Annotated in this window: 19 protein-coding genes and 1 riboswitch; of the genes, 15 read left to right on the forward strand and 4 right to left on the reverse strand. The window is 70.8% G+C overall.

Going from position 1 to position 21,804, the window contains the following annotated elements:
• Positions 1-2: 2 nt before the first annotated feature.
• Positions 3-1,388, reverse strand: a complete 1,386-nt coding sequence (gene nadA / locus MTP13_RS11340) for a quinolinate synthase NadA (protein WP_243567865.1) — start codon at positions 1,386-1,388, stop codon at positions 3-5.
• Entirely contained in the window at positions 1,385-2,095 is a 711-nt protein-coding gene (locus MTP13_RS11345; RefSeq protein WP_243567866.1) for an NUDIX hydrolase, read from the reverse strand. Before MTP13_RS11345 ends, nadA begins: the two co-directional genes overlap by 4 nt.
• A 167-nt stretch (positions 2,096-2,262) precedes the next feature.
• A riboswitch (glycine riboswitch) is annotated at positions 2,263-2,361 on the forward strand.
• 133 nt (positions 2,362-2,494) lie between these two features.
• On the opposite strand from MTP13_RS11345, the gene gcvT reads away from it, so the two are divergent.
• From gcvT to MTP13_RS11365, 4 genes are all read left to right on the forward strand, one after another.
• Positions 2,495-3,661 carry a glycine cleavage system aminomethyltransferase GcvT gene (gcvT, locus tag MTP13_RS11350; protein WP_243567867.1) on the forward strand — a complete coding sequence of 389 codons (1,167 nt, stop codon included), beginning with the start codon at positions 2,495-2,497 and terminating at the stop codon, positions 3,659-3,661.
• 88 nt (positions 3,662-3,749) lie between these two features.
• A complete protein-coding gene (gcvH, locus tag MTP13_RS11355) occupies positions 3,750-4,121 on the forward strand; it encodes a glycine cleavage system protein GcvH (RefSeq protein WP_243567868.1) in 372 nt (123 codons plus the stop codon).
• 15 nt (positions 4,122-4,136) lie between these two features.
• Positions 4,137-7,028 carry an aminomethyl-transferring glycine dehydrogenase gene (gene gcvP, locus MTP13_RS11360; protein ID WP_243567869.1) on the forward strand — a complete coding sequence of 964 codons (2,892 nt, stop codon included), beginning with the start codon at positions 4,137-4,139 and terminating at the stop codon, positions 7,026-7,028.
• Positions 7,029-7,152: 124 nt separating this feature from the next.
• Positions 7,153-7,557, forward strand: coding sequence for a hypothetical protein (locus MTP13_RS11365; RefSeq protein ID WP_243567870.1), 405 nt, complete (start codon positions 7,153-7,155; stop codon positions 7,555-7,557).
• Here MTP13_RS11365 and MTP13_RS11370 read toward each other — a convergent pair.
• On the reverse strand, positions 7,496-8,260 hold the full coding sequence (locus MTP13_RS11370) for a CPBP family intramembrane glutamic endopeptidase (protein WP_243567871.1): 765 nt from the start codon (positions 8,258-8,260) through the stop codon (positions 7,496-7,498). The genes MTP13_RS11365 and MTP13_RS11370 overlap by 62 nt on opposite strands.
• A gap of 207 nt (positions 8,261-8,467) precedes the next feature.
• On the opposite strand from MTP13_RS11370, the gene MTP13_RS11375 reads away from it, so the two are divergent.
• The 6 genes from MTP13_RS11375 (at position 8,468) to MTP13_RS11400 (ending at position 17,018) form a co-directional block, all read left to right on the forward strand.
• Positions 8,468-10,093, forward strand: coding sequence for a peptide ABC transporter substrate-binding protein (locus MTP13_RS11375; RefSeq protein ID WP_243567872.1), 1,626 nt, complete (start codon positions 8,468-8,470; stop codon positions 10,091-10,093).
• A gap of 182 nt (positions 10,094-10,275) precedes the next feature.
• Positions 10,276-11,205, forward strand: a complete 930-nt coding sequence (locus tag MTP13_RS11380; protein WP_243567873.1) for an ABC transporter permease — start codon at positions 10,276-10,278, stop codon at positions 11,203-11,205.
• A complete protein-coding gene (locus MTP13_RS11385; protein WP_230766214.1) occupies positions 11,195-12,148 on the forward strand; it encodes an ABC transporter permease in 954 nt (317 codons plus the stop codon). The genes MTP13_RS11380 and MTP13_RS11385 overlap by 11 nt, the downstream gene beginning before the upstream one ends.
• Positions 12,145-13,923 carry a dipeptide ABC transporter ATP-binding protein gene (locus tag MTP13_RS11390; RefSeq protein ID WP_243567874.1) on the forward strand — a complete coding sequence of 593 codons (1,779 nt, stop codon included), beginning with the start codon at positions 12,145-12,147 and terminating at the stop codon, positions 13,921-13,923. The genes MTP13_RS11385 and MTP13_RS11390 overlap by 4 nt, the downstream gene beginning before the upstream one ends.
• A 179-nt stretch (positions 13,924-14,102) precedes the next feature.
• Positions 14,103-16,007: a translational GTPase TypA gene (typA, locus tag MTP13_RS11395; protein ID WP_243567875.1), complete on the forward strand. Its 1,905-nt coding sequence runs from the start codon at positions 14,103-14,105 to the stop codon at positions 16,005-16,007.
• A gap of 231 nt (positions 16,008-16,238) precedes the next feature.
• On the forward strand, positions 16,239-17,018 hold the full coding sequence (locus MTP13_RS11400; RefSeq protein ID WP_243567876.1) for a M23 family metallopeptidase: 780 nt from the start codon (positions 16,239-16,241) through the stop codon (positions 17,016-17,018).
• 20 nt (positions 17,019-17,038) lie between these two features.
• Here the strand turns inward: MTP13_RS11400 and MTP13_RS11405 are convergent, their stop codons facing one another.
• On the reverse strand, positions 17,039-17,863 hold the full coding sequence (locus MTP13_RS11405; RefSeq protein WP_243567877.1) for an enoyl-CoA hydratase/isomerase family protein: 825 nt from the start codon (positions 17,861-17,863) through the stop codon (positions 17,039-17,041).
• Positions 17,864-17,947: 84 nt separating this feature from the next.
• On the opposite strand from MTP13_RS11405, the gene MTP13_RS11410 reads away from it, so the two are divergent.
• The 5 genes from MTP13_RS11410 (at position 17,948) to MTP13_RS11430 (ending at position 21,790) form a co-directional block, all read left to right on the forward strand.
• Positions 17,948-18,397 (forward strand): hypothetical protein, encoded by a 450-nt coding sequence (locus MTP13_RS11410; RefSeq protein WP_243567878.1) that lies wholly within the window; start codon positions 17,948-17,950, stop codon positions 18,395-18,397.
• A complete protein-coding gene (locus MTP13_RS11415; protein WP_243567879.1) occupies positions 18,394-18,837 on the forward strand; it encodes a hypothetical protein in 444 nt (147 codons plus the stop codon). Before MTP13_RS11410 ends, MTP13_RS11415 begins: the two co-directional genes overlap by 4 nt.
• A gap of 48 nt (positions 18,838-18,885) precedes the next feature.
• The gene (fdxA, locus tag MTP13_RS11420) at positions 18,886-19,206 is read left to right on the forward strand and encodes a ferredoxin (protein ID WP_243567880.1); all 321 of its coding nucleotides are present in this window, start codon (positions 18,886-18,888) and stop codon (positions 19,204-19,206) included.
• A gap of 2 nt (positions 19,207-19,208) precedes the next feature.
• Positions 19,209-20,312 carry a succinyldiaminopimelate transaminase gene (gene dapC, locus MTP13_RS11425; RefSeq protein ID WP_243567881.1) on the forward strand — a complete coding sequence of 368 codons (1,104 nt, stop codon included), beginning with the start codon at positions 19,209-19,211 and terminating at the stop codon, positions 20,310-20,312.
• A 146-nt stretch (positions 20,313-20,458) separates the two neighbouring features.
• The gene (locus MTP13_RS11430) at positions 20,459-21,790 is read left to right on the forward strand and encodes a citrate synthase (protein ID WP_243567882.1); all 1,332 of its coding nucleotides are present in this window, start codon (positions 20,459-20,461) and stop codon (positions 21,788-21,790) included.
• The last annotated feature ends 14 nt before the right edge of the window (positions 21,791-21,804 follow it).

The following is a 21,804-nucleotide window of genomic DNA, read 5'->3' on the forward strand; positions in this document are numbered from 1 at the left end:
GGTCAGCTCCGGCCCGCGGCGGGCGCCGCGCCCGGCGCCGGCGTCGGGGCGTCGAGCAGCGCCCCGCTCACAGGCGCCCCGCTCGGCAGCGCCCGCAGCATCCGTTCGAGGGCGACCTTCGCATCGGCGGCGACCGAGTCGGGCACCTGGATGCGGTTCACGACGCGGCCCTCGACGAGCTCCTCGAGCACCCAGGCCAGGTAGCCCGGGTGGATGCGGTACATCGTCGAGCACGGGCAGACCACCGGGTCGAGGCAGAAGATGGTGTGCTCGGGGTGCTCGGCGGCGAGCCGCTGCACGAGGTTGATCTCGGTGCCGATCGCGAAGGTGGTGCCCGCCGGGGCGGCCTGGATCGCCTTCACGATGAAGTCCGTCGAACCGGCCGCGTCGGCGGCGTCGACGACGGGCATCGGGGACTCGGGGTGCACGATGACCCGCACGCCGGGGTGCTCGCGGCGCGCCTCGGCGATCTGCTCGACCGTGAAGCGGCGGTGCACCGAGCAGAAGCCGTGCCAGAGGATGACCCGGGCGTCGTCGAGCGTCGCGGCGTCGTTGCCGCCGAGCGGCCGGCGCGGGTTCCACATCGGCATCGCCTCGAGCGGCACCCCCATCGCCTTGGCGGTGTTGCGGCCGAGGTGCTGGTCGGGGAAGAAGAGCACGCGCCGGCCGCGTTCGAACGCCTGCTCGAGCACGGTGCGGGCGTTGGACGAGGTGCAGACGATGCCGCCGTGCCGTCCGACGAATCCCTTGAGCGCCGCAGAGGAGTTCATGTAGGTCACCGGCACGACGGGGAGGAGCCCGTCGGCGTCGGGCGCGTCGAGGTCGCCGTAGACGGTGGCGAGCTGCTCCCAGCACGCCTCGACGCTCGCCTCGTCGGCCATGTCGGCCATCGAACAGCCGGCGGCGAGGTTCGGCAGGATGACGGCCTGCTCGGGCCGGGAGAGGAGGTCGGCGGTCTCGGCCATGAAGTGCACGCCGCAGAAGACGATCGCCTCGGCGTCCGGTCGGGTCAGCGCGGCGTTCGCGAGCTGGAACGAGTCGCCGACGAAGTCCGCGTGCTGCACCACCTCGTCGCGCTGGTAGAAGTGGCCGAGGACGACGACGCGCTCGCCGAGGGTCTGCTTCGCGCGGCGGATGCGCTCGTGCAGCTCCTCGTCGCTCGCGAGCCGGTAGGCCTCGGGCAGCGCGCCCTGCCGGGGCGAGCCGGTGGGGATGACGTCGCCCATGGACGCGCCGGGACCGTACGAGGCGGGGCCCGAGTCGAAGGTCCACGGGCCGTCGGCCAGCTCGGGCGCGCAGCTCTCGCCGCCGCTCGCCCCGCTCGCGATGAGGCGGATGCTGCGATCGACGGACGCCGCTCGGCGGGTGTCGAGGGAGGTGGGGCTCATGACGCGGTCCTCTCGGCGTCTCGGAACGGTTCCCGGGCACCCGGCGCGGTGCCGGCCGGGTCGTAGCGGTACAGCTTCGGCGGGCGGTGCGGGGTGCCGGCGCGGTGCTCGCCCGTCTCCTGCAGGCCGCCCGAGGCGAGCATGGTGCGGCGGAAGTTCGCCGGGTCGAGCGGGCGGCGGAGCACCGCCTCGTAGACCTCGCGCAGTTCGGCGAGGGTGAAGGTGCGACCGAGCAGGGCGTGCGCGATCTCCGAGTACTCGACCTTCGTTCGGAGCCGCCAGAGCGCGTAGGCGATGATCTCGGCGTGGTCGAAGGCGAGGTCGGGCAGCGTGTCGGCCGGTACCCAGCGCACGTTCGGGCCGATCGTGGCGCGGGCGGCCTCGTCGCTCGGCAGCAGGGCCCAGTAGACGACGGAGACGACGCGCTCGCCGGGGGAGCGGTCGACGCCGCCGAAGGTGTAGAGCTGCTCGAGGTAGCTCGGCGCGAGGCCGGTGGTGGCCCGCAGTGTGCGGGCGGCGGCGGTCTCGAGCTCCTCGTTCGGCGGGAGCCAGCCGCCGGGCAGGGCCCAATGGCCGAGTTGGGGCTCGCGGGTGCGGCGCACGAGCGGGGTCCAGAGGGCGGGCGGGCCGCCGGCGCGGTCGGCGCGGAGCGCGAAGATCACGGTCGACACGGCGAGGCGCGCGGTGCTCGGCGGGGTCGTGGGCATCGGTGCTCCCTCCGGTGCGTCGGTCTTCGAGTCAGGATGACTCGAAGGGGCATGGCGGCAGCTTACAGTCATCCTGACTCGAAGGCGAATCCGTCCGCGCCGAGTCCGGCCCTCGGCAGCGGCGACGGGTGCGGTAGGATCGGGCTCACAACCGCATACCGGGCCATCGACGCGTCGCGGGAGAGCCACCGGCAGTCATCGTCGGGGGCACCGAAGGAGCAAGCCTCCCCGCCAATCTCTCAGGTACACGACACCGCGATGACGAGGCCGCTCTGAAAAGTGCCCGTTTCGGGCCGCCCACGGTGAAAGCGCACATCCCGCGCGAAACTCTCAGGCTCATGACAGAGGGGGAGTTCTCACGCGGCGTCCGCCGCGCGTCTCGACGATCGAGGAGAACTCGTGTCCGATTCCGGAACCACCCCCGAAGAGCGCCGCAGTCCGCTCGACGCCGTGCACCGCGCCGCGGGCGCCGCGTTCACGGACTTCGCCGGCTGGCAGATGCCGGTGCGGTACTCCAGCGACCTCGCCGAGCACCGCGCGGTGCGCGAGCACGCGGGGCTCTTCGACCTCTCGCACATGGCCGAGATCTCCCTGATCGGGCCCGGCTCCGCCGACGCGCTCGACCACGCCCTCGCCGGCAAGCTCTCGGCGATCGCCGTCGGGCAGGCGAAGTACTCGCTGCTGCTCGCCGAGAACGGCGGCATCATCGACGACCTCGTCGTCTACCGCACGGGCGAGGACCGCTTCCTCGTCGTCGCCAACGCGTCGAACCGCGAGGTCGTCGCCGCCGAGCTCATCGCCCGCGCCGAGGGCTTCGAGACCTTCGTCTCGGACGAGAGCGACGACATCGCGCTCGTCGCCCTGCAGGGCCCCGACGCCCTCGCCGTGCTGCTCGAGACCCCGGGCCTCGGCGTCGAAGGCCCCGGCAACGACCAGGAGGACTTCGACCGCGCCGTCACCGAGCTGAAGTACTACCGCTCGTTCCCGGCGACGTTCGAGGGCGAGCCCGTGCTCGTCGCCCGCACTGGATACACCGGCGAGGACGGCTTCGAGCTCTACCTCGCCCCTGAACTGGCCCCCAAGCTCTGGGAGGCGCTCGCCGAGACCGGCGGTCCGCGCGTCGTGCCGTGCGGCCTCGCGAGCCGCGACACGCTGCGCCTCGAGGCGGGCATGCCGCTCTACGGGCACGAGCTCGGCCGCGGCATCCTGCCCGCCCAGGCCGGCCTCGGCCGCGTCGTCTCGCTCGCCAAGGAGGCCGACTTCATCGGCCGGGCAGCGGCCGAACGCGGCCCCGCCGATGACGCTCCCGTGCTCGTCGGCCTCACCGCCGAGGGCCGTCGCGCGCCCCGCGCCGGCTACGAGGTGTTCGACGGCGACTCCGCCGACGCCCGCCGTGTCGGCGAGATCACGAGCGGGGCGCTCTCGCCCACGCTCGGCCACCCCGTCGCCATGGCCTTCGTCGCGCCCGGGCTCGCCGAGCCCGGCACCGCCGTCTTCGTCGACGTCCGCGGCACCCGCATCCCCGCGACCGTCGTCGCCCTCCCCTTCTACCGACGCGCCTCCTGAGCCCGGCCGCCCGCCGAGGAGCGCGGGCGAGCCGGTCGCAGGCGACGCGCCGAGCCATCCACCGACCCCACCACCGAGGAGCCCCATCATGACCGACGTCACCGCACTGCAGTACACCGAAGAGCACGAGTGGGTGAAGGTCGACGGCGACACCGTCGTCATCGGCATCACCGACTACGCCGCCGAGAAGCTGGGCGACGTCGTCTACGTCGACCTGCCCGCCGCGGGCACCGCCGTCAGCGCGGGCACCGTCGTCGGCGAGATCGAGTCGACGAAGTCGGTCGGCGAGCTCTTCGCCCCGATCGACGGCGAGGTCGTCGAGGCGAACCAGGCCGTCATCGACTCCCCGGAGCTCGTGAACAGCGACCCCTTCGGCGAGGGCTGGCTGATCAAGCTCTCCGCGCCCGAGCTGCCGACGCTCATGAGCCACGCCGAGTACCGCGCCTTCGTCGGCGAGTAAGGACCCCAGCGCCCGATGAGCACCACCTCGACGTTCGACCTCGACGCCTTCGGGCGCCGCCACATCGGCACCACCGCCGACGACCAGCAGCGCATGCTGGCGGAGCTCGGCTACGACTCGCTCGACGCGCTGATGTCGGCCGCCGTGCCGGCCTCGATCCGTATGGGCGAGGTGCTGAACTCCGCCATCCCGGCCGCGGCGACCGAGCGCGAGGCGCTCGCCGAGCTCGCGGCGCTCGCCGCGCAGAACACGGTGCGCACCTCGATGATCGGGCTCGGCTACTCGGGCACGATCACGCCGGCCGTGATCCAGCGCAACGTGCTGGAGAACCCGAGCTGGTACACGGCGTACACGCCGTACCAGCCCGAGATCAGCCAGGGCCGGCTCGAGGCGCTCATCAACTTCCAGACGATGGTCGAGGACCTGACCGGGCTCGACATCGCCAACGCCTCCATGCTCGACGAGGGCACCGCGGTCGTCGAGGCGATGCTCCTCGCCCGGCGCGCCTCGAAGTCGCCGTCGAACCGCTTCGTCGTCGACGCCGACGCCCTCCCGCAGACGAAGGCGCTGCTCGCCTCCCGCTCGACGGTGCTCGGCATCGAGCTCGTCGAGGCCCCGCTGGCCGAGACGACCGACGTCGCCGCCCTCGGCGAGCACTTCGGCGTCTTCGTGCAGTACCCCGGCGCCTCGGGCCGGGTCTGGGACCCGTCGGCCGTCTTCGCCGCGACCAAGGCGCAGGGCGGCCTCGCCGTCGCCGCCGCCGATCTGCTCGCCCTCGCCGTGCTCACGAGCCCCGGCGAGCTCGGCGCCGACGTCGCCGTCGGCACCTCGCAGCGCTTCGGCGTGCCGATGGGCTTCGGCGGCCCGCACGCCGGCTACATGGCCGTCCGCAAGGGACTCGAGCGGCAGATGCCGGGCCGGCTCGTGGGCGTCTCGGTGGATGCCTCAGGTGCACCCGCGTACCGGCTCAGCCTGCAGGCGCGGGAGCAGCACATCCGCCGCGAGAAGGCGACGTCGAACATCTGCACCGCCCAGGTGCTGCTGGCCGTGATGGCGTCGATGTACGCGGTCTACCACGGCCCCGCCGGCATCCGGCACATCGCGGTCTCGACCGCGCAGAAGGCGGCCGCCCTCGCGGAGGTGCTGACCGGCTACGGGCTCACGCTCGCCAGCGACGCCTACTTCGACGCGATCGAGGTGCACGTGCCCGGCCTCGCCAAGAACGTCGTCGCCCGCGCCCGCGAGCTCGGCGTGCACCTCTGGGAGGCCGACGAGGCGACCGTGCACGTCGCGGTCGACGAGACGACGACCGAGGCCGAGCTCGCGCTCGCGGCGCGCGCCTTCGGCCTGCCCGAGGAGACCGTCGTGCCCCTCGACGTGCGCGCCCTGCCGGCGGGCCTGCCGGCCGGTCTCGCCCGTACGAGCGGCTATCTCACGCACCCGGTCTTCAACACGCACCAGTCCGAGACGCAGATGATGCGGTACCTGAAGACGCTCGCCGACCGCGACTACGCGCTCGACCGCGGCATGATCCCGCTCGGCTCCTGCACGATGAAGCTGAACGCGGCGACCGAGATGCAGGCGGTCACCTGGCCGGCCTTCGCGAACCTGCACCCCTTCGCGCCGGAGGCCGACGTCGTCGGCAGCCTCGGCCTCGTCGAACAGCTCGAGAGCTGGCTCGCCGAGGTCACCGGCTACGACACGGTCTCGCTGCAGCCCAACGCGGGCAGCCAGGGCGAGCTCGCGGGCCTGCTCGCGATCCGCGGCTACCACGACGCGAACGGCGAGCACGAGCGCGACGTCTGCCTCATCCCCTCGAGCGCGCACGGCACGAACGCGGCGTCCGCGGTGCTCGCGGGCATGCGCGTCGTCGTGGTCGCCACCGACGAGCTCGGCAACGTCGACCTCGACGACCTGCGGGCGAAGATCGCCGAACACGCGGCCTCCCTCGCGGCGCTGATGATCACCTACCCCTCGACGCACGGCGTCTACGAGCACGAGGTGAAGGAGATCACCCAGGCGGTGCACGATGCCGGCGGCCAGGTCTACGTCGACGGCGCGAACCTCAACGCGCTGCTCGGCTACGCGCGCTTCGGCGACTTCGGCGGGGACGTCTCGCACCTGAACCTGCACAAGACCTTCTGCATCCCGCACGGCGGCGGCGGCCCCGGCGTCGGGCCGGTCGCGGCGAAGGCGCATCTCGCCCCCTACCTGCCCGGGCACCCGCTCGCCCAGCGCCCCGACCACGCCGGCGGCTTCGTGCACCAGGGCGGCCCGGTATCGGCGGCACCGTACGGCAGCCCGTCGATCCTGCCGATCTCGTGGGCCTACGTGCGGATGATGGGCGCGCAGGGCCTGCAGAACGCCACGGCGGCCGCGGTGCTCGCCGCGAACTACGTCGCGTCGCGTCTCCGCGAGCACTTCCCGGTGCTCTATACGGGCGAGCACGGGCTCGTCGCGCACGAGTGCATCCTCGATCTGCGACCCCTCACGGCCGAGACGGGCGTGACGGTCGACGACGTCGCGAAGCGGCTCGTCGACTACGGCTTCCACGCCCCGACGATGTCGTTCCCGGTCGCGGGCACCCTCATGGTCGAGCCGACGGAGTCGGAGGACCTCGCCGAGCTCGAGCGCTTCATCGAGGCGATGGTGGGCATCAAGGCCGAGGCGGACGCGGTCGGCCGCGGCGACTGGCCGGCCGACGACAACCCGCTGCGCAATGCGCCGCACACGGCCGAGTCGGTCGTCGTGGGGGAGTGGTCGCACCCGTACACCCGGGAGCAGGCGGTCTACCCCGTGCGCTCGCTCGTGCGCGGCAAATACTGGGCGCCGGTGCGCCGGATCGACCAGGCGTTCGGCGACCGCAACCTGGTCTGCGCGTGCCCGCCGGTGGAGGCGTTCGCCTGATCCGGAGCTGAAGCGGGGACGGATGGCCCGGGCGCGACGCCGCCGGGCCATCCGCCCCTGCCCGTCGGCACCGCGCGGGTCTAAACTGAGGATCATTCACACGCGGAGGTGTCGGATGCTCCCAATGGACGCCCTGCTCGGGGCCGGATTCATCCTCTTCGTCGTGGGCCTCGCGGTCGCGACGAGCGACCGCTTCGGCCTGGACACCCGGGCCGGGCTGCTCGAACGGCGCGACCCCGCGGCGGCGAACGCGATGCGGCGGGCGCAGGCCGTCCTGGAACTGCGCGGCGGCGGCTACGGCGACGAGTGCGTCGGCGCGGTGTGCACCCCGAGCCGGCGGAGCTGGATCGACGGGGCCCGCGTGCGCGGCGCCGACATCGACCCGCGCGTCGAGGTCGCGGAGGAGCAGCTGCCGCCGATGCCGGCGACGGTCGTCGCCCTCGCTTCGGCGACGCACGTGCCCGCGGTCAGGCGCCCGGCGCCGCGAAGAGCCCCGGCCACCACGCGAGCGCCAGCGGATAGCCGATGAAGGCCGCCATGTCGAGCACCCAGTGCGCGATCACGAGCGGCATGGTGCGGCCCCAGCGCACGTAGCACCAGCCGAAGACGATGCCCATCGCGACGTTTCCCGCGAACGGGCCGAAGCCCTGGTAGAGGTGGTACGTGCCGCGCAGCAGCGCACTCGAGACGATCGTCGCCCACGGCCCGACGCCGAGCTCGCGCAGGCGGGTGAAGAGGTAGCCGACGACGATGATCTCCTCGGTGAGCGCCGCCTTGAGGGCCGCGAGCACGAGGATCGGCACCGTCCACCAGTGGGTATCGAGCGGGGCGGGCACGACGGCGACGGTGACGCCGACCGCGCGGCCGATCGCGTAGAGCGCGAGCCCGGGGATGCCGATCGCCGCGACGAGGGCCAGCCCGCCCGCGACGTCGCGGCCGGGCCGGGTGAAGTCGAAGCCGATCCGCCGGAACGGGCTCCGCCCCGGCCGCCAGAGCAGGTAGAGGGCGAGCGCGACGACGAACAGCCCGAAGAAGACGTCGAGGAACTGGTAGGTGAAGTCGAGCCACTCGCGGCTCGACCGCGACTGGTTGATGGCCGCCGACTGCTCGGCCAGCGGCGTCGTGTCGGTCACTCGAGCGATGATCGAGACGATCGAGTAGACCGCGGAGGCGCCCAAGGAGAGACCGAGCACGATGGCGAGCTCGACTCGCATGCGACGGGCGGCTGGCATGCGATCATCTTCGCACGGCGTCACGGAACGCAAGATTCCTGCGCATTCGCGTCGGAAAGCGGCGCGAGCGGGGTCGCCAGGTTTCGCGTCGGTAACGGTTTGGCCGTGGAGTTTGCTTCGGGTGAGAGGACTCCTTAGCCTCGATTTACCAGCGCTCGGGCGCGGCCAGAAGCCCTGCCTGCATGCGCACATCTCACAGGAGGAACATTGAAGATCAAGAGAATCGGCGTTGCCGCCATTGCTCTTGCTGCGGCCGGAGCGCTCACGCTCACCGGTTGCACGAGCGGTTCGCCGTCGTCGAGCGGTGCTGCCGGCGACATGTCGGCCATCATCACGACGAACGGTTCCGAGCCCCAGAACCCGCTGATCCCGACCAACACCAATGAGGTCGGCGGCGGCAAGATCCTCGACGCGATCTTCGCCGGTCTGGTGTATTACGACGCCAAGGGTGCCGTGCACAACGACGTCGCGGAGTCCATCGAGTCCGACGACGCCCAGAACTACACCATCAAGATCAAGCCCGACCTGAAGTTCACGAACGGCGACCCGGTGAACGCCGAGTCGTTCGTCAAGGCGTGGAACTACGGCGCCGCGCTCGACAACGCGCAGCTCTCGAGCTACTTCTTCGGCGACATCGAGGGCTTCTCGCTCGACGAGAACCGCCCCGAGCTCTCGGGCCTCAAGGTCGTCGACGACCTGACCTTCACGGTCGCGCTCGTGCAGCCCGAGTCGGACTTCCCGCTCAGCCTCGGCTACTCGGCCTTCTACCCGCTCCCCGAGTCGGCCTGGGCCGACCTCGAGGCCTTCGGTGAGAACCCGATCGGCAACGGGCCGTACATGCTCGACGGCGAGGGCGCCTGGAAGCACAACGAGGAGATCAGCCTCGTCACGAACCCCGACTACGACGGTCCGCGCAAGGCGCAGAACGGCGGGCTCGACATCATCTTCTACGCCTCGCAGGACGCCTCGTACGCCGACCTGCAGGGTGGCAACGTCGATGTCGTCGACCAGATCCCGGAGGCGGCGCTCAGCAGCTACGCCGACGAGTTCCCGGACCGCTCGGTCAACCAGGCCGCGGCGATCTTCCAGTCCTTCACCATCCCCGCGCGCCTGCCGCACTTCTCGGGTGAGGAAGGCCAGCTCCGTCGCGCCGCCATCTCGATGGCGATCAACCGCGAGGAGATCACCGACGTGATCTTCGAGGGCACCCGCACCCCCGCGCACGACTTCACCTCGCCGGTCATCGACGGCTACTCGGAGGACGTGCCCGGCTCGGAGGTCCTCGACTTCGACCCGGAGAAGGCGAAGGAGCTGTGGGCCCAGGCCGACGCCATCGCCCCGTGGAGCGGCACCTTCCAGATCGCCTACAACGCCGACGGCGGCCACCAGGGCTGGGTCGACGCCGTGTCGAACCAGCTGAAGAACAACCTCGGCATCGACGCGTCGGGCAACCCGTACCCGACCTTCGCCGAGGCGCGCACCGAGATCACCAACCGCACCATCCAGACCGCGTTCCGCAGCGGTTGGCAGGCCGACTACCCGGCGCTGTTCAACTTCCTCGGGCCGCTGTACGGCACCGGTGCCGGTTCGAACGACGGTGACTACTCGAACCCCGAGGTCGACGCCCTCCTGAAGGAAGGCCGTGCGGAGACCGACATCGACGCCGCGAACGAGAAGTTCCAGCAGGTCCAGGAGATCCTGTTCAAGGACCTCCCCGCGGTTCCGCTGTGGTACTCGAACGTCAACGGCGCGTGGAACGACACCGTGGACAACGTGGAGTTCGGCTGGAACTCGGTTCCGCTGTACTACCAGATCACCAAGGCTGCGGAGTAGTTCCCAGCCTGCGACGACTCAGGGTTAGACTCTGAGGCGCCCGTGGGGCGGCGGTCACCAGACCGCCGCCCCACACCCACGTATCCTGCGGTGTCGCGAACGGCGTAGCATCGTAGGGCGACTCCACAACGGTGAGGTTTCTTCCAATAATGTCCACAACCGCAGAAGCCGAGGCCTGATCCATGGCCGGCTACATCCTGCGCCGACTGCTGCAGGCGATCCCTGTCTTGCTCGGCACCACCTTCTTGATCTACTTCATGGTCTTCGCCATGCCGGGCGACCCCGTCGTCGCCCTGTTCGGTGACAAGACCCCGCCCCCCCAGGTCCTCGAGGCGGTGCGCGAGCGCTACAACCTCGACAAGCCGTTCATCGTGCAGTACCTGCTGTTCCTCGGCGGCATCTTCCGCGGCGACTTCGGCGTCTCCTTCTCGGGCGAGCCCGTCTCCGACATCCTGGCCCGTACGTTCCCGGTGACCCTGCAGCTCGCGGCGATCGCCACGGTGTTCCTCGCCGTCGGCGGCATCCTCGTCGGCCTCATCTCGGGCCTGCGCAAGGGCGGCATCTTCGACGCGAGCGCGCTCGTGGTGAGCCTCATCCTCATCTCGCTGCCGATCTTCGTCGTCGCCTTCACCGCGCAGTACATCTTCGGCGTCCAGCTCGGCTGGTTCAGAACGACCGTGGGGTCCGGTGCGCCGATCCAAGACCTGATATTGCCGGCAATGGTGCTGGCCACAGGAAGCTTCGCGCAGATCGTCCGACTGACGAGGGCGTCGGTCATCGAGACGGACGGCCAGGACTTCGTTCGCACCGCCGCGAGCAAGGGCCTGTCCCGGCGACGCATCGTCCCCGTGCACATCCTGCGCAACTCGCTCATCCCGGTCGTGACCTACATCGCCGTGGACTTCGGCGTGCTCATGGTGGGCGCGACCGTGACCGAGGGCATCTTCAACGTGCCCGGCGTCGGTCGCACCCTCTACCAGGCGATCATCCGCGGGGAGGGACCGACCGTCGTCTCCTTCGTGACCGTCATGGTGCTGATCTACCTCATCGTGAACCTCCTGGTGGATCTGCTGTACGCCGTTCTCGACCCGAGGATCCGCTATGTCAAGTAACACCCGATCCACTCAGCAGCACTACGTCGCCCCGGTCGAGGAGACCCCGCTCGTCGCGATCGACGCCGTCAAGGCCGAGGGCAAGCCCTCGAACCTCTGGCGCGACGCCTGGGCCGATGTCCGCCGCCGCCCGATGTTCTGGATCTCGGCGGCGATCATCCTGCTCGTCGTCGTGGTCGCCCTGTTCCCGGGCCTGTTCACCCAGGTGCCGCCGAACAACGACTGCCAGCTCTCGAACAGCAACGCCGGCCCCGCGCCCGGCCACCCGCTCGGCTTCACCAAGCAGGGCTGCGACATCTACTCGCGCATCATCCACGGCACCTCGACCTCGCTGTCGGTCGGCCTCATCGTGACGGTGCTCGTGGCGGTGCTCGGCATCCTGTTCGGCGCCTTCGCGGGCTTCTACGGCGGCTGGGTCGACTCGGTGCTCTCGCGCCTCGGCGACATCTTCTTCTCGATCCCCTACATCCTCGCGGCCGTCGTCGTCATGTCGGTGCTCTCGAAGTACGCGAGCATCTGGACGATCGCGTTGGCGATCGGCATCTTCGCGTGGCCGGCGACGGCGCGTGTGCTGAGAGCCGAGATCCTGCGGGTGAAGAACTCCGACTTCGTGATGGCGGCCACCGCCCTCGGCGTCTCCCGGTTCCGCATCCTGCTGCGGCACGTGCTGCCCAACTCGATCGCCCCGGTCATCGTGATCACCACCATCTCGCTCGCCTCGGCGATCGTCGCGGAGGCGACCCTGTCGTTCCTCGGCGTCGGCCTGCCGTCGAGCATCATGTCGTGGGGCAACGACATCAGCCAGGCGCAGCGCGACCTCCGCACCGCGCCGCAGACGCTGATCCTCCCGTCGATCGCGCTGAGCGTGACCGTGCTGAGCTTCATCATGCTCGGCGAGGTCGTCCGCGACGCGCTCGACCCGAAGGCGAGGGCACGTCGATGACCGAGATCGAGACCCAGAAGACGATCGGAACCTCCGTGCCCGAATCCCGCACCGACGACGAGCGGCCGCTGCTCGAGATCAAGGATCTCAAGGTCGGCTTCAAGACCCAGACCGGCATGGTCACCGCGGTCGACGGCGTCAACCTCACCCTCTACCGCGGCCAGAGCCTCGCGATCGTGGGGGAGTCGGGCTCCGGCAAGTCGACGACCGCGCACGCGATCATCAACCTGCTGCCGGGCTCCGGCGAGATCACCGGCGGCCAGATCCTCCTCGACGGGCAGGACCTGACCAAGGCGACGAAGCACGAGATGGAGTCCATCCGCGGCCGCAAGGTCGGCTTCGTCCCGCAGGACCCCATGTCGAACCTGAACCCGGTCTGGTCGATCGGCTTCCAGGTCGAGGAGGCGATCCGCGCGAACGGCATCGCGAGCGAGCGCAAGGCCGTCAAGGCGCGCGCGATCGAGGTGCTGAAGGAGGCCGGCCTCCAGGATGCCGACCGCCGTCTGAAGCAGTTCCCGCACCAGTTCTCCGGCGGCATGCGCCAGCGCGTGCTCATCGGCATGGGCCTCGCGGCGAACCCGCAGCTGCTCATCGCCGACGAGCCCACCTCGGCGCTCGACGTCACGGTGCAGCGGGTCATCCTCGACCACCTCGAGTCCCTCACCCGGGAGCTCGGCACCACGCTGCTGTTCATCACGCACGACCTCGGCCTCGCCGCCGAGCGCGCGGAGCAGCTCGTCGTGATGTACAAGGGCCGCGTCGTGGAGTCGGGCCCGTCGCTGCAGATCCTGCAGAATCCGCAGCACCCGTACACGCAGCGGCTCGTCGCCGCGGCGCCGAGCCTCGCCTCCCGCCGTATCCAGGCGACCGGCAGCATCAAGGCCGCCGAGGACTCGATGGGCGAGGATGCCGCGTCCGCCGCGGGCGAGGCGATCGACCTGATCGCCACGGCCGAGGCGCGCGCCGAGGCGCTCGAGGCCGCCGCGGCGCAACCGCCGGCGATCGTCGTGGAAGACCTGACGAAGGTCTACAAGATCCGTGGCACGGGCGACTTCACGGCCGTCGACAGCGTCTCGTTCCAGATCGCGAAGGGCACCACCACGGCGCTCGTCGGCGAGTCGGGCTCGGGCAAGTCGACCGTCGCGAAGATGCTGCTGAAGCTCGAGGACTCGACCTCCGGTCGCATCCTCGTCGGCGGCGCCGACCTCGCGAACGTGCGCGGGCAGGAGCTCTTCGCGCTCCGCAGCCGCATGCAGCCGGTCTTCCAGGACCCGTACGGTTCGCTGAACCCGCTCCGCAACATCGGCAACACGATCGGCGAGCCGCTGATGACCCACAAGGTGGGCACCAAGGCGTCGCGCCGCGAGCGCGTGTTCGAGCTGCTCGACCAGGTCTCGCTGCCGCGGACCCTCGTCGGCCGCTACCCGAACGAGCTCTCGGGCGGCCAGCGCCAGCGCATCGCCATCGCGCGGGCGCTCGCACTGAAGCCCGAGATCGTCGTGCTCGACGAGGCCGTGTCGGCCCTCGACGTGCTCGTGCAGGCCCAGATCCTGCGCCTGCTCGCCGACCTGCAGGCCGAGCTCGGGCTCACGTACCTCTTCATCACGCACGACCTCGCCGTCGTGCGCGTCATCGCGGACAACGTCTGCGTGATGCAGAAGGGGCGCATCGTCGAGGCCGCGACCACCGACGAGGTGTTCGAGAACCCGCAGCAGCAGTACACCAAGGACCTGCTCGCCGCGATCCCGGGGGCGAACATCCCGCTCGGCGTCTGATCCGATCCGTTCGAGGGCCCGGCCGGTGGCAACCGGCCGGGCCCTCGGCGTCTCCGGGCGAAGGCCGGGAGGCCGGGAGGACGCTGCCTGGGAACCGCGTGCCGATGCGTTCTCCAGCGTGCGATACGATGTCAGGCGGCCGAGTCCGGCCGATCATCCACCGACAGGAGCTTTCCTTCATGGCGCTCGCCCACCGCACCGATCTGCGCAACGTCGCGATCGTCGCCCACGTCGACCACGGCAAGACGACGCTCGTCGACGCCATGCTCAAGCAGACGAACTCCTTCGCGGAGCACGCGCACGTCGACGATCGCGCCATGGACTCCAACGAGCTCGAGCGTGAGAAGGGCATCACGATCCTCGCCAAGAACACGGCGGTGGAGTACCAGGGCGTGCACGCGAAGGACGGCCCGGTCACGATCAACGTGATCGACACCCCCGGGCACGCCGACTTCGGCGGCGAGGTTGAGCGCGGCCTGTCGATGGTCGACGGCGTCGTGCTGCTCGTCGACTCCTCCGAGGGGCCGCTGCCGCAGACCCGCTTCGTGCTCCGCAAGGCGCTCGAGGCGCGCCTGCCGGTCATCCTCCTCGTCAACAAGACCGACCGCCCCGACGCGCGCATCGCCGAGGTCGAGGAGGAGAGCCACGACCTGCTGCTCGGCCTCGCGAGCGACCTCTCCGACGACGTTCCCGACCTCGACGTCGACGCGCTGCTCGACGTGCCGGTCGTCTACGCCTCCGGCAAGGCCGGCCGCGCCTCGCGCAACCGTCCCGCGAACGGCGAGCTGCCCGACAACGGCGACCTCGAGCCGCTCTTCGAGGCGATCCTCGAGCACGTGCCCGCGCCGAGCTACGACGACGAGGCGCCGCTGCAGGCCTGGGTCACGAACCTCGACTCCTCGCCGTTCCTCGGCCGCCTCGCGCTGCTGCGCGTCTTCAACGGCCGCATCAAGAAGGGCCAGACGGTCGCGTGGGTCCGCCACGACGGCAGCCACTCCAACGTGCGCATCACCGAGCTGCTGAAGACGAAGGCGCTCGAGCGCTTCCCCGCGGAGGACGCGGGGCCCGGTGACATCATCGCCGTCGCCGGCATCGAGGAGATCACCATCGGCGAGACGCTCGCCGACCCGGAGGACGTGCGTCCGCTGCCCGCGATCCACGTCGACGACCCCGCCATCTCGATGACGATCGGCACGAACACCTCGCCGATCGTCGGCAAGGTGAAGGGGCACAAGCTCACCGCCCGCATGGTCAAGGACCGGCTCGACCGCGAGCTCATCGGCAACGTCTCGCTCAAGGTCGTCGACATCGGCCGCCCCGACGCCTGGGAGGTACAGGGCCGCGGCGAGCTGGCCCTGGCCATCCTCGTCGAGCAGATGCGCCGCGAGGGCTTCGAGCTCACGGTGGGCAAGCCGCAGGTGGTCACCAAGCAGGTCGACGGCAAGGTGCACGAGCCCTTCGAGCACCTCACGATCGACGCGCCCGAGGAGTACCTCGGCGCGATCACGCAGCTCCTCGCCGCCCGCAAGGGCCGGATGGACAACATGTCCAACCACGGCACCGGCTGGGTGCGCATGGAGTTCATCGTGCCGAGCCGCGGCCTCATCGGTTTCCGCACGGAGTTCCTCACGATCACCCGCGGCACCGGCATCGCAAACGCGATCTCGCACGGCTACGAGCCGTGGGCCGGCACGATCACCACGCGCAACAACGGCTCGATCGTGGCCGACCGCGCCGGTGTGGTCACGCCGTTCGCGATCATCGCGCTGCAGGAGCGCATGTCGTTCTTCGTGAACCCGACCGAAGAGGTCTACGAGGGCATGGTCATCGGCGAGAACTCGCGCGCCGACGACATGGACGTCAACATCACGAAGGAGAAGAAGCTCACGAACATGCGTTCGTCGACGGCCGACACCTTCGAGTCGATGACGCCGTCGCGCCAGCTCACGCTGGAGGAGTGCCTCGAGTTCGCCCGTGAGGACGAGTGCGTCGAGGTCACGCCCGAGAAGGTCCGCATCCGCAAGGTCGAGCTCGACGCGACCGCTCGCGCGCGCGCCACCTCGCGTCTGAAGAAGCAGGGCTGATCGGGGATTCCACAGTTCCATCGCGGATGCCGCGGGCTTCGGCCCGCGGCATCCGGCGTTTCCGGGCGGGGCGCTTCGCCGGTGGTCGGGCCGAGGGGGAGCCGGATGGCTCGCTGGGATTCCTCCACCGGATTCATGCATTTGGATGAAGCTCCCAGGGAAAGGCACGTACCGTAGCCGAGGCCCTCGATAAAGATTCGATAACGAACGCACGAACCCGATACGAAACGCATGACGACTTCCCCCGCATCCCGCGGCCGCCGCGCGGCCGCTCGGCCGGCTCGACGCCGCCGCACCAGCCCCCCGCCCGCCAAGCGCCTCCTCGCGACGCTCGGCATGACCTTCGCCGGCGGCATGATGCTCGCCACGAGCCTGCCGGCCCTCGCCGTCACCGCGACCTCGACCGAGCCGACCGCCTCGGTCTACGCGCCCGTGGTCGACGTGCTCGCCCCGAAGCCCCAGGAGCTCGAGGTCGGCGGTGACGTCGTCGCCGCACAGGTCGCCGTCGACGAGTTCACCGCGGTCGCGGCTCCGCCGCCGATCGCCTCCTCGGTCGCCGGGCTCGGCACGGTCGAGATCCAGCGCACGGACGCGATCGTGTGGCCCGTGACGAACCCGGGCCGCATCAGCGACGGCTTCGGCCCGCGATCCGCGCCCTGCGCCGGGTGCTCGACGTTCCACAAGGGCGTCGACTTCATCCCCGGCGAGGGAACCCCCGTCATGTCGATCGCCGACGGCGTCGTCGTGACCGCCACCGAGAACGGCGGCGGGCTCGGCGTGAACGTCGAGGTGCAGCACAACATCGAGGGCGAACTGCTCACGAGCTCGTACTCGCACATGCAGTTCGGCTCGCTGCAGGTGTCGGTCGGCGACCGCGTCGCCGCCGGCCAGCAGCTCGGCAGTATCGGCTCGACCGGCCAGTCGACCGGCCCCCACCTGCACCTCGAGATGTACGGCTCCGACGACGCGCGATTCGACGGCATGGCCTGGCTGAGCGCACGGCTCGGCTGACCAGTCGGGGCCAACGCCGCTCAGCGCCCGGTGAAGTCCGGGTCCCGCTTCTCGAGGAAGGCGGCGACGCCCTCGCGCATGTCCTCGGTGCGGAACGCGTCGCGGAATCCCTCGATCTCGAGCAGCGTGGCGGTCGCGGTCGGCGTGCCCGCCGCGCCCACGAGCACGCGCTTGGCGAGGCCGACGGCCGTGGCGGCGTTCCGGCCGATGAGCTCCACGGTCTCGCGCGCGCCGGCGAGCAGCGCCTCGCGGTCGTCGAAGCGACGCGTCACGAGCCCGACCCGGGCCGCCTCCTCGACGTCGAGCTGACGGCCGGTGTAGATGAGCTCCTTCGCGAGCGCGGGCCCGACGACGCGGGGGAGGCGCACCGTCCCCCCGAAGCCCGGGATGAGTCCGAGGTGCACTTCTGGCTGCCCGAAGTGCGAGGCCTCCGTCGCGTAGATGAAGTCGCAGGCGAGGGCGAGCTCGAGCCCGCCGCCGAGCGCGTAGCCGTCGACGCAGGCGATGACCGGCAGCGGCAGCGCCTCGATCGCCGCGGCCACGGCGTGCCCGTGCTCCGCGGTCTGCGCGCCCTCGTCGGGAGTGAGCTCGGCCATCGCGGAGATGTCGGCGCCGGCCACGAAGGCGCGCCCGCCCGCACCGACGAGGAGCACGCCGGCGAGCCCGCCCGGCTCGGCGGCCAGCTCGGCGAGCACGTCCGCCAGTGCATCGAGCACCTCGGGCGACAGCGCGTTGAGCGCCTTCGGGCGGTCGATCGTGACGACGGCCGTTCGCCCGTCGCGCTCGAGCCGGACCACCGGGGCCGCGAGGCCCTCGCTCGTCGCCGTGCCGTCGTCGCTCGTCATGCCGCCTCCCGTTCGCCCCGGCCGGGGCCTCCCGCCACACGCTACGCCATGTCCGAGGTCGAGGGTCGGCGGTAGACTCGGCGCATGTCCGCCGCGTATCCTCGTCTCCGTCTCGGCCTGCTCGCCGCCACCGCCGTCTTCGCGGCGACCGCGCTCACCGGCTGCTTCGCGAATCCGGTCGAAGACCTCGTGAACCAGGGCATCGAGGGCGCGGTCGAAGAGGCGACCGGCGGCGACGTCTCGCTCGGCGGCGAGCTGCCCGCCGACTTCCCGGCCGAGGTGCCGCTGCCCGAGGGTGAGGTCGTCTTCGCGGCGGGCACCGCGGGCGAGGGCTGGGTCGTCACGATGACGTCCTCGGCCGCCGACCCCGTGGCCGAGGCGACCGCGGCGCTCGAGGCCGCCGGCTTCACGGTCGACACGGCGCTCTCCGGCGCCGACGCGGGCGCTTCCGTCTACACGAACGAGACGTACCTCGTGGTCGTCGCGGGCGACGGCGAGAACATCGCGTTCACGGTCACGGCGAAGCCGCAGTGACCGAGCACGCGGCACCGGTGTCGACCTGGAGCCGGGTCGGCGGGCTCCTGCTCGCGGCGCTGATCGGTCTCGTCTACGGCGCGGTCGCCACGATCGGGCATCGCCAGAGCTTCGAGCTCGGCGGCGTGTTCGTGCCCTGGGGGCTCGTCGCCGGGCTGCTCGGGGTCGCCGCGCTCCTCCTCGGCATCCGCCTCGTGGCCGGCGGCCGCTGGGCCGCCGCCGCCGCCGCGGTCGGCATCATCGGGATCGTCGCGCTGCTCTCCCTGCCGGGCCCCGGTGGCTCGGTGCTCATCGCGAGCGGGCTGGTCGGCACCGTCTGGTCGGTCGGGCCCGCGCTCATCGCGGTGCTGATCGTCGCCTGGCCCTCGCTGCCGCAGCGCCGCCGGCCGCCGCTGACGGCGGTCCCCGCGTCCTCCGGTGACGCCACGACCGCGCCGTGAGCCGCGGGGCCGCTCTAGACTGAAGCGACCGTTTCGAAGGGACGAGCCGTGACGTATGTGATCGCGCTGCCGTGCGTGGACGTGAAAGACCGCGCCTGCATCGACGAGTGCCCCGTGGACTGCATCTACGAGGGCGAGCGATCGCTGTACATCCACCCCGACGAGTGCGTCGACTGCGGTGCCTGCGAGCCCGTCTGCCCGGTCGAGGCGATCTACTACGAGGACGACCTGCCCGACGAGTGGGCCGACTACTACAAGGCGAACGTCGAGTTCTTCGACGAGATCGGCTCGCCCGGCGGCGCCGCGAAGGTCGGCGTCATCGCCTACGACCACCCGGTCGTCGCGGCCCTTCCCCCGCAGGCGCACTGAGCATGGCGCGGGGCGAGCTTCCCGACTACCCCTGGGACCTGATGGCGCCGTACCGCGAGACCGCGGCGGCGCATCCCGGCGGCCTGGTCGACCTGTCGATCGGCTCGCCCGTCGACGAGACGCCCGAGGTCGTGCGCGAGGCGCTGGCCGCCGCGACCGACGCGCACGCGTACCCGACCACGGTCGGCACCGACGAACTCCGGGCCGAGATCGTGCGCTGGTTCGCGGATCGCCGGGGCGTCACCGGTCTCACCGAGGCCAACGTGCTGCCGACGATCGGGTCGAAAGAGCTGGTCGCGCTGCTGCCGTTCCTGCTCGGCCTCGGCGAGGGCGACGTCGTGGTGCATCCGCGGGCCGCATACCCGAGCTACGAGATGGGCGCGGTGCTGGTCGGCGCGACGGCGATGGCCGCCGACGATCCCGCGGACTGGCCGGCCGAGACGAAGCTCATCTGGCTGAACAGCCCCGGCAACCCCGACGGTCGCGTGCTCGGCCTCGACGAGCTGCGCGCCGCCCGCGCCCGGGCCCACGAGCTCGGCGCCGTCATCGTCAGCGACGAGTGCTACGCCGAACTCGGTTGGGAGGGGGAGTGGGCTGAGACCCCCGTGCCCTCGCTGCTCGACCCGCGCGTGATCGGCGACGACCGGCGTAACACCCTCGCGATCTACTCGCTGTCGAAGCAGTCGAACATGGCCGGATACCGCGCGGCGTTCGTCGCGGGCTGCCGCAGCGTGGTGTCGCGGATCTCGACCGTCCGCAAGCACGCCGGGCTCATGGTGCCCTTCCCGCTGCAGCAGGCCATGGTCGCGGCGCTCCGCGACGAACGGCACGTGGCCGAGCAGAAGGAGCGGTACCGGGCGAGGCGGGAGCGGCTGAAGCCGGCGCTCGAGTCGGCCGGCTTCCGCATCGATCACAGCGAGGCCGGGCTCTACCTGTGGGCGACCGAGGGGCGCGACGCGTGGGAGAGCATCGAGCGGCTCGCCGGCCTCGGCATCCTCGCCGGCCCCGGGCACTTCTACGGCGTGCACTTCCCGCAGCACGTGCGGCTGTCGCTCACCGCGAGCGACGAGCGCATCGCCGAGGCGGCCGCTCGTCTGCGCGGCTGACGCGCTGATCCGCAGGGGATTGTCGGCAATCTCCAAGGATCGGGCGATGCTTTGGCGGGTGCGACAGTGTGCTCCGGGCGCGTCTAGGCTGTACTCGGGCAGCGGCCGCCAACCGGGCTGCACCCTTGAAGGCAGGTGACCGCACCATGACGATCACAGGAGGCGCCGTGACCGACGTCGTGAACTCCGCGGCCGGGCAGAACCCCGCGACCGCGACCCTGAACTACCCGGGCGGCACCGCCGAATTCCCGATCACCCCTGCGGTGCAGGGCAGCGCCAGCATCGACCTGTCGACGCTCACGCGCCAGACGGGCCTCACCGGGCTCGACTACGGCTTCGTGAACACGGCCTCGACCCGGTCCGAGATCACCTACATCGACGGCGAGCAGGGCATCCTGCGCTATCGCGGGTACCCGATCGAGCAGCTCGCCGAGCACTCGACGTACCTCGAGGTCGCCTGGCTGCTGATCTACGGCGAGCTGCCGACGGCCGACCAGCTGGCCGACTTCGACGACAAGGTCCGCCGGCACACGCTGCTGCACGAAGACCTGAAGCGCTTCTTCTCCGCGCTGCCGCACACGGCGCACCCGATGTCGGTGCTGTCGAGCGCCGTCGCCGCGCTGTCCACGTACTACGAGGGCTCCTCCGACCCGCACGACCCCGACCATGTCGAGGTCACGACGCTGCGCCTGCTGGCGAAGCTGCCGGTCATCGCCGCCTACGCGCACAAGAAGAGCGTCGGCCAGGCGTTCCTCTACCCGGACAACTCGCTGAACTTCGTCGAGAACTTCCTGCGCCTGAACTTCGGCAACATGGCCGAGCCGTACGTGCTCGAGCCCACCCTGGTCCGTGCGCTCGACCGCCTGCTCATCCTGCACGAGGACCACGAGCAGAACGCCTCGACCTCCACGGTGCGGCTGGTCGGCTCGACGGGCGCGAACCTGTACTCGTCGATTTCGGCCGGCATCCAGGCCCTCTCCGGTCCGCTGCACGGCGGCGCGAACGAGGCCGTGCTGCAGATGCTCGCCCGCATCCAGGAGTCCGGCGAGGGCGTCGCGAAGTTCGTCGAGCGTGTGAAGCGCAAGGAGGACGGGGTGAAGCTCATGGGCTTCGGACACCGCGTCTACAAGAACTACGACCCGCGCGCCAAGATCGTGAAGGAGTCGGCCGACGCCGTGCTCGAGAGCCTCGGGGTGAACGACCCGCTGCTCGACATCGCGAAGGAGCTCGAGCAGTTCGCGCTGCAGGACGACTACTTCAAGGAGCGCCGGCTCTACCCGAACGTCGACTTCTACACCGGCGTCATCTACAAGGCCATGGGCTTCCCGACGCGCATGTTCACGGTGCTCTTCGCGATCGGCCGGCTGCCCGGCTGGATCGCGCACTGGCGCGAGATGAACCTCGACCCGCAGACCAAGATCGGCCGCCCGCAGCAGCTGTACACGGGGGCGCCGGAGCGCCGGTACCCCGGGGTCTGAGCACGCCCTCGAAC

It is taken from the genome of Agromyces soli (assembly GCF_022811605.1).
Taxonomy (GTDB): Bacteria; Actinomycetota; Actinomycetes; order Actinomycetales; family Microbacteriaceae; genus Agromyces; species Agromyces soli.

Bases quoted from the DNA above. Each gene is read 5' to 3' on its own strand.
- nadA (WP_243567865.1), bottom strand. From the start codon at position 1,388: ATGAGCCCCACCTCCCTCGACACCCGCCGAGCGGCGTCCGTCGATCGC.
- MTP13_RS11345 (WP_243567866.1), bottom strand. From the start codon at position 2,095: ATGCCCACGACCCCGCCGAGCACCGCGCGCCTCGCCGTGTCGACCGTG.
- gcvH (WP_243567868.1), top strand. From the start codon at position 3,750: ATGACCGACGTCACCGCACTGCAGTACACCGAAGAGCACGAGTGGGTG.
- gcvP (WP_243567869.1), top strand. From the start codon at position 4,137: ATGAGCACCACCTCGACGTTCGACCTCGACGCCTTCGGGCGCCGCCAC.
- MTP13_RS11365 (WP_243567870.1), top strand. From the start codon at position 7,153: ATGGACGCCCTGCTCGGGGCCGGATTCATCCTCTTCGTCGTGGGCCTC.
- MTP13_RS11370 (WP_243567871.1), bottom strand. From the start codon at position 8,260: ATGCCAGCCGCCCGTCGCATGCGAGTCGAGCTCGCCATCGTGCTCGGT.
- MTP13_RS11380 (WP_243567873.1), top strand. From the start codon at position 10,276: ATGGCCGGCTACATCCTGCGCCGACTGCTGCAGGCGATCCCTGTCTTG.
- MTP13_RS11385 (WP_230766214.1), top strand. From the start codon at position 11,195: ATGTCAAGTAACACCCGATCCACTCAGCAGCACTACGTCGCCCCGGTC.
- MTP13_RS11390 (WP_243567874.1), top strand. From the start codon at position 12,145: ATGACCGAGATCGAGACCCAGAAGACGATCGGAACCTCCGTGCCCGAA.
- typA (WP_243567875.1), top strand. From the start codon at position 14,103: ATGGCGCTCGCCCACCGCACCGATCTGCGCAACGTCGCGATCGTCGCC.
- MTP13_RS11400 (WP_243567876.1), top strand. From the start codon at position 16,239: ATGACGACTTCCCCCGCATCCCGCGGCCGCCGCGCGGCCGCTCGGCCG.
- MTP13_RS11405 (WP_243567877.1), bottom strand. From the start codon at position 17,863: ATGACGAGCGACGACGGCACGGCGACGAGCGAGGGCCTCGCGGCCCCG.
- MTP13_RS11410 (WP_243567878.1), top strand. From the start codon at position 17,948: ATGTCCGCCGCGTATCCTCGTCTCCGTCTCGGCCTGCTCGCCGCCACC.
- dapC (WP_243567881.1), top strand. From the start codon at position 19,209: ATGGCGCGGGGCGAGCTTCCCGACTACCCCTGGGACCTGATGGCGCCG.
- MTP13_RS11430 (WP_243567882.1), top strand. From the start codon at position 20,459: ATGACGATCACAGGAGGCGCCGTGACCGACGTCGTGAACTCCGCGGCC.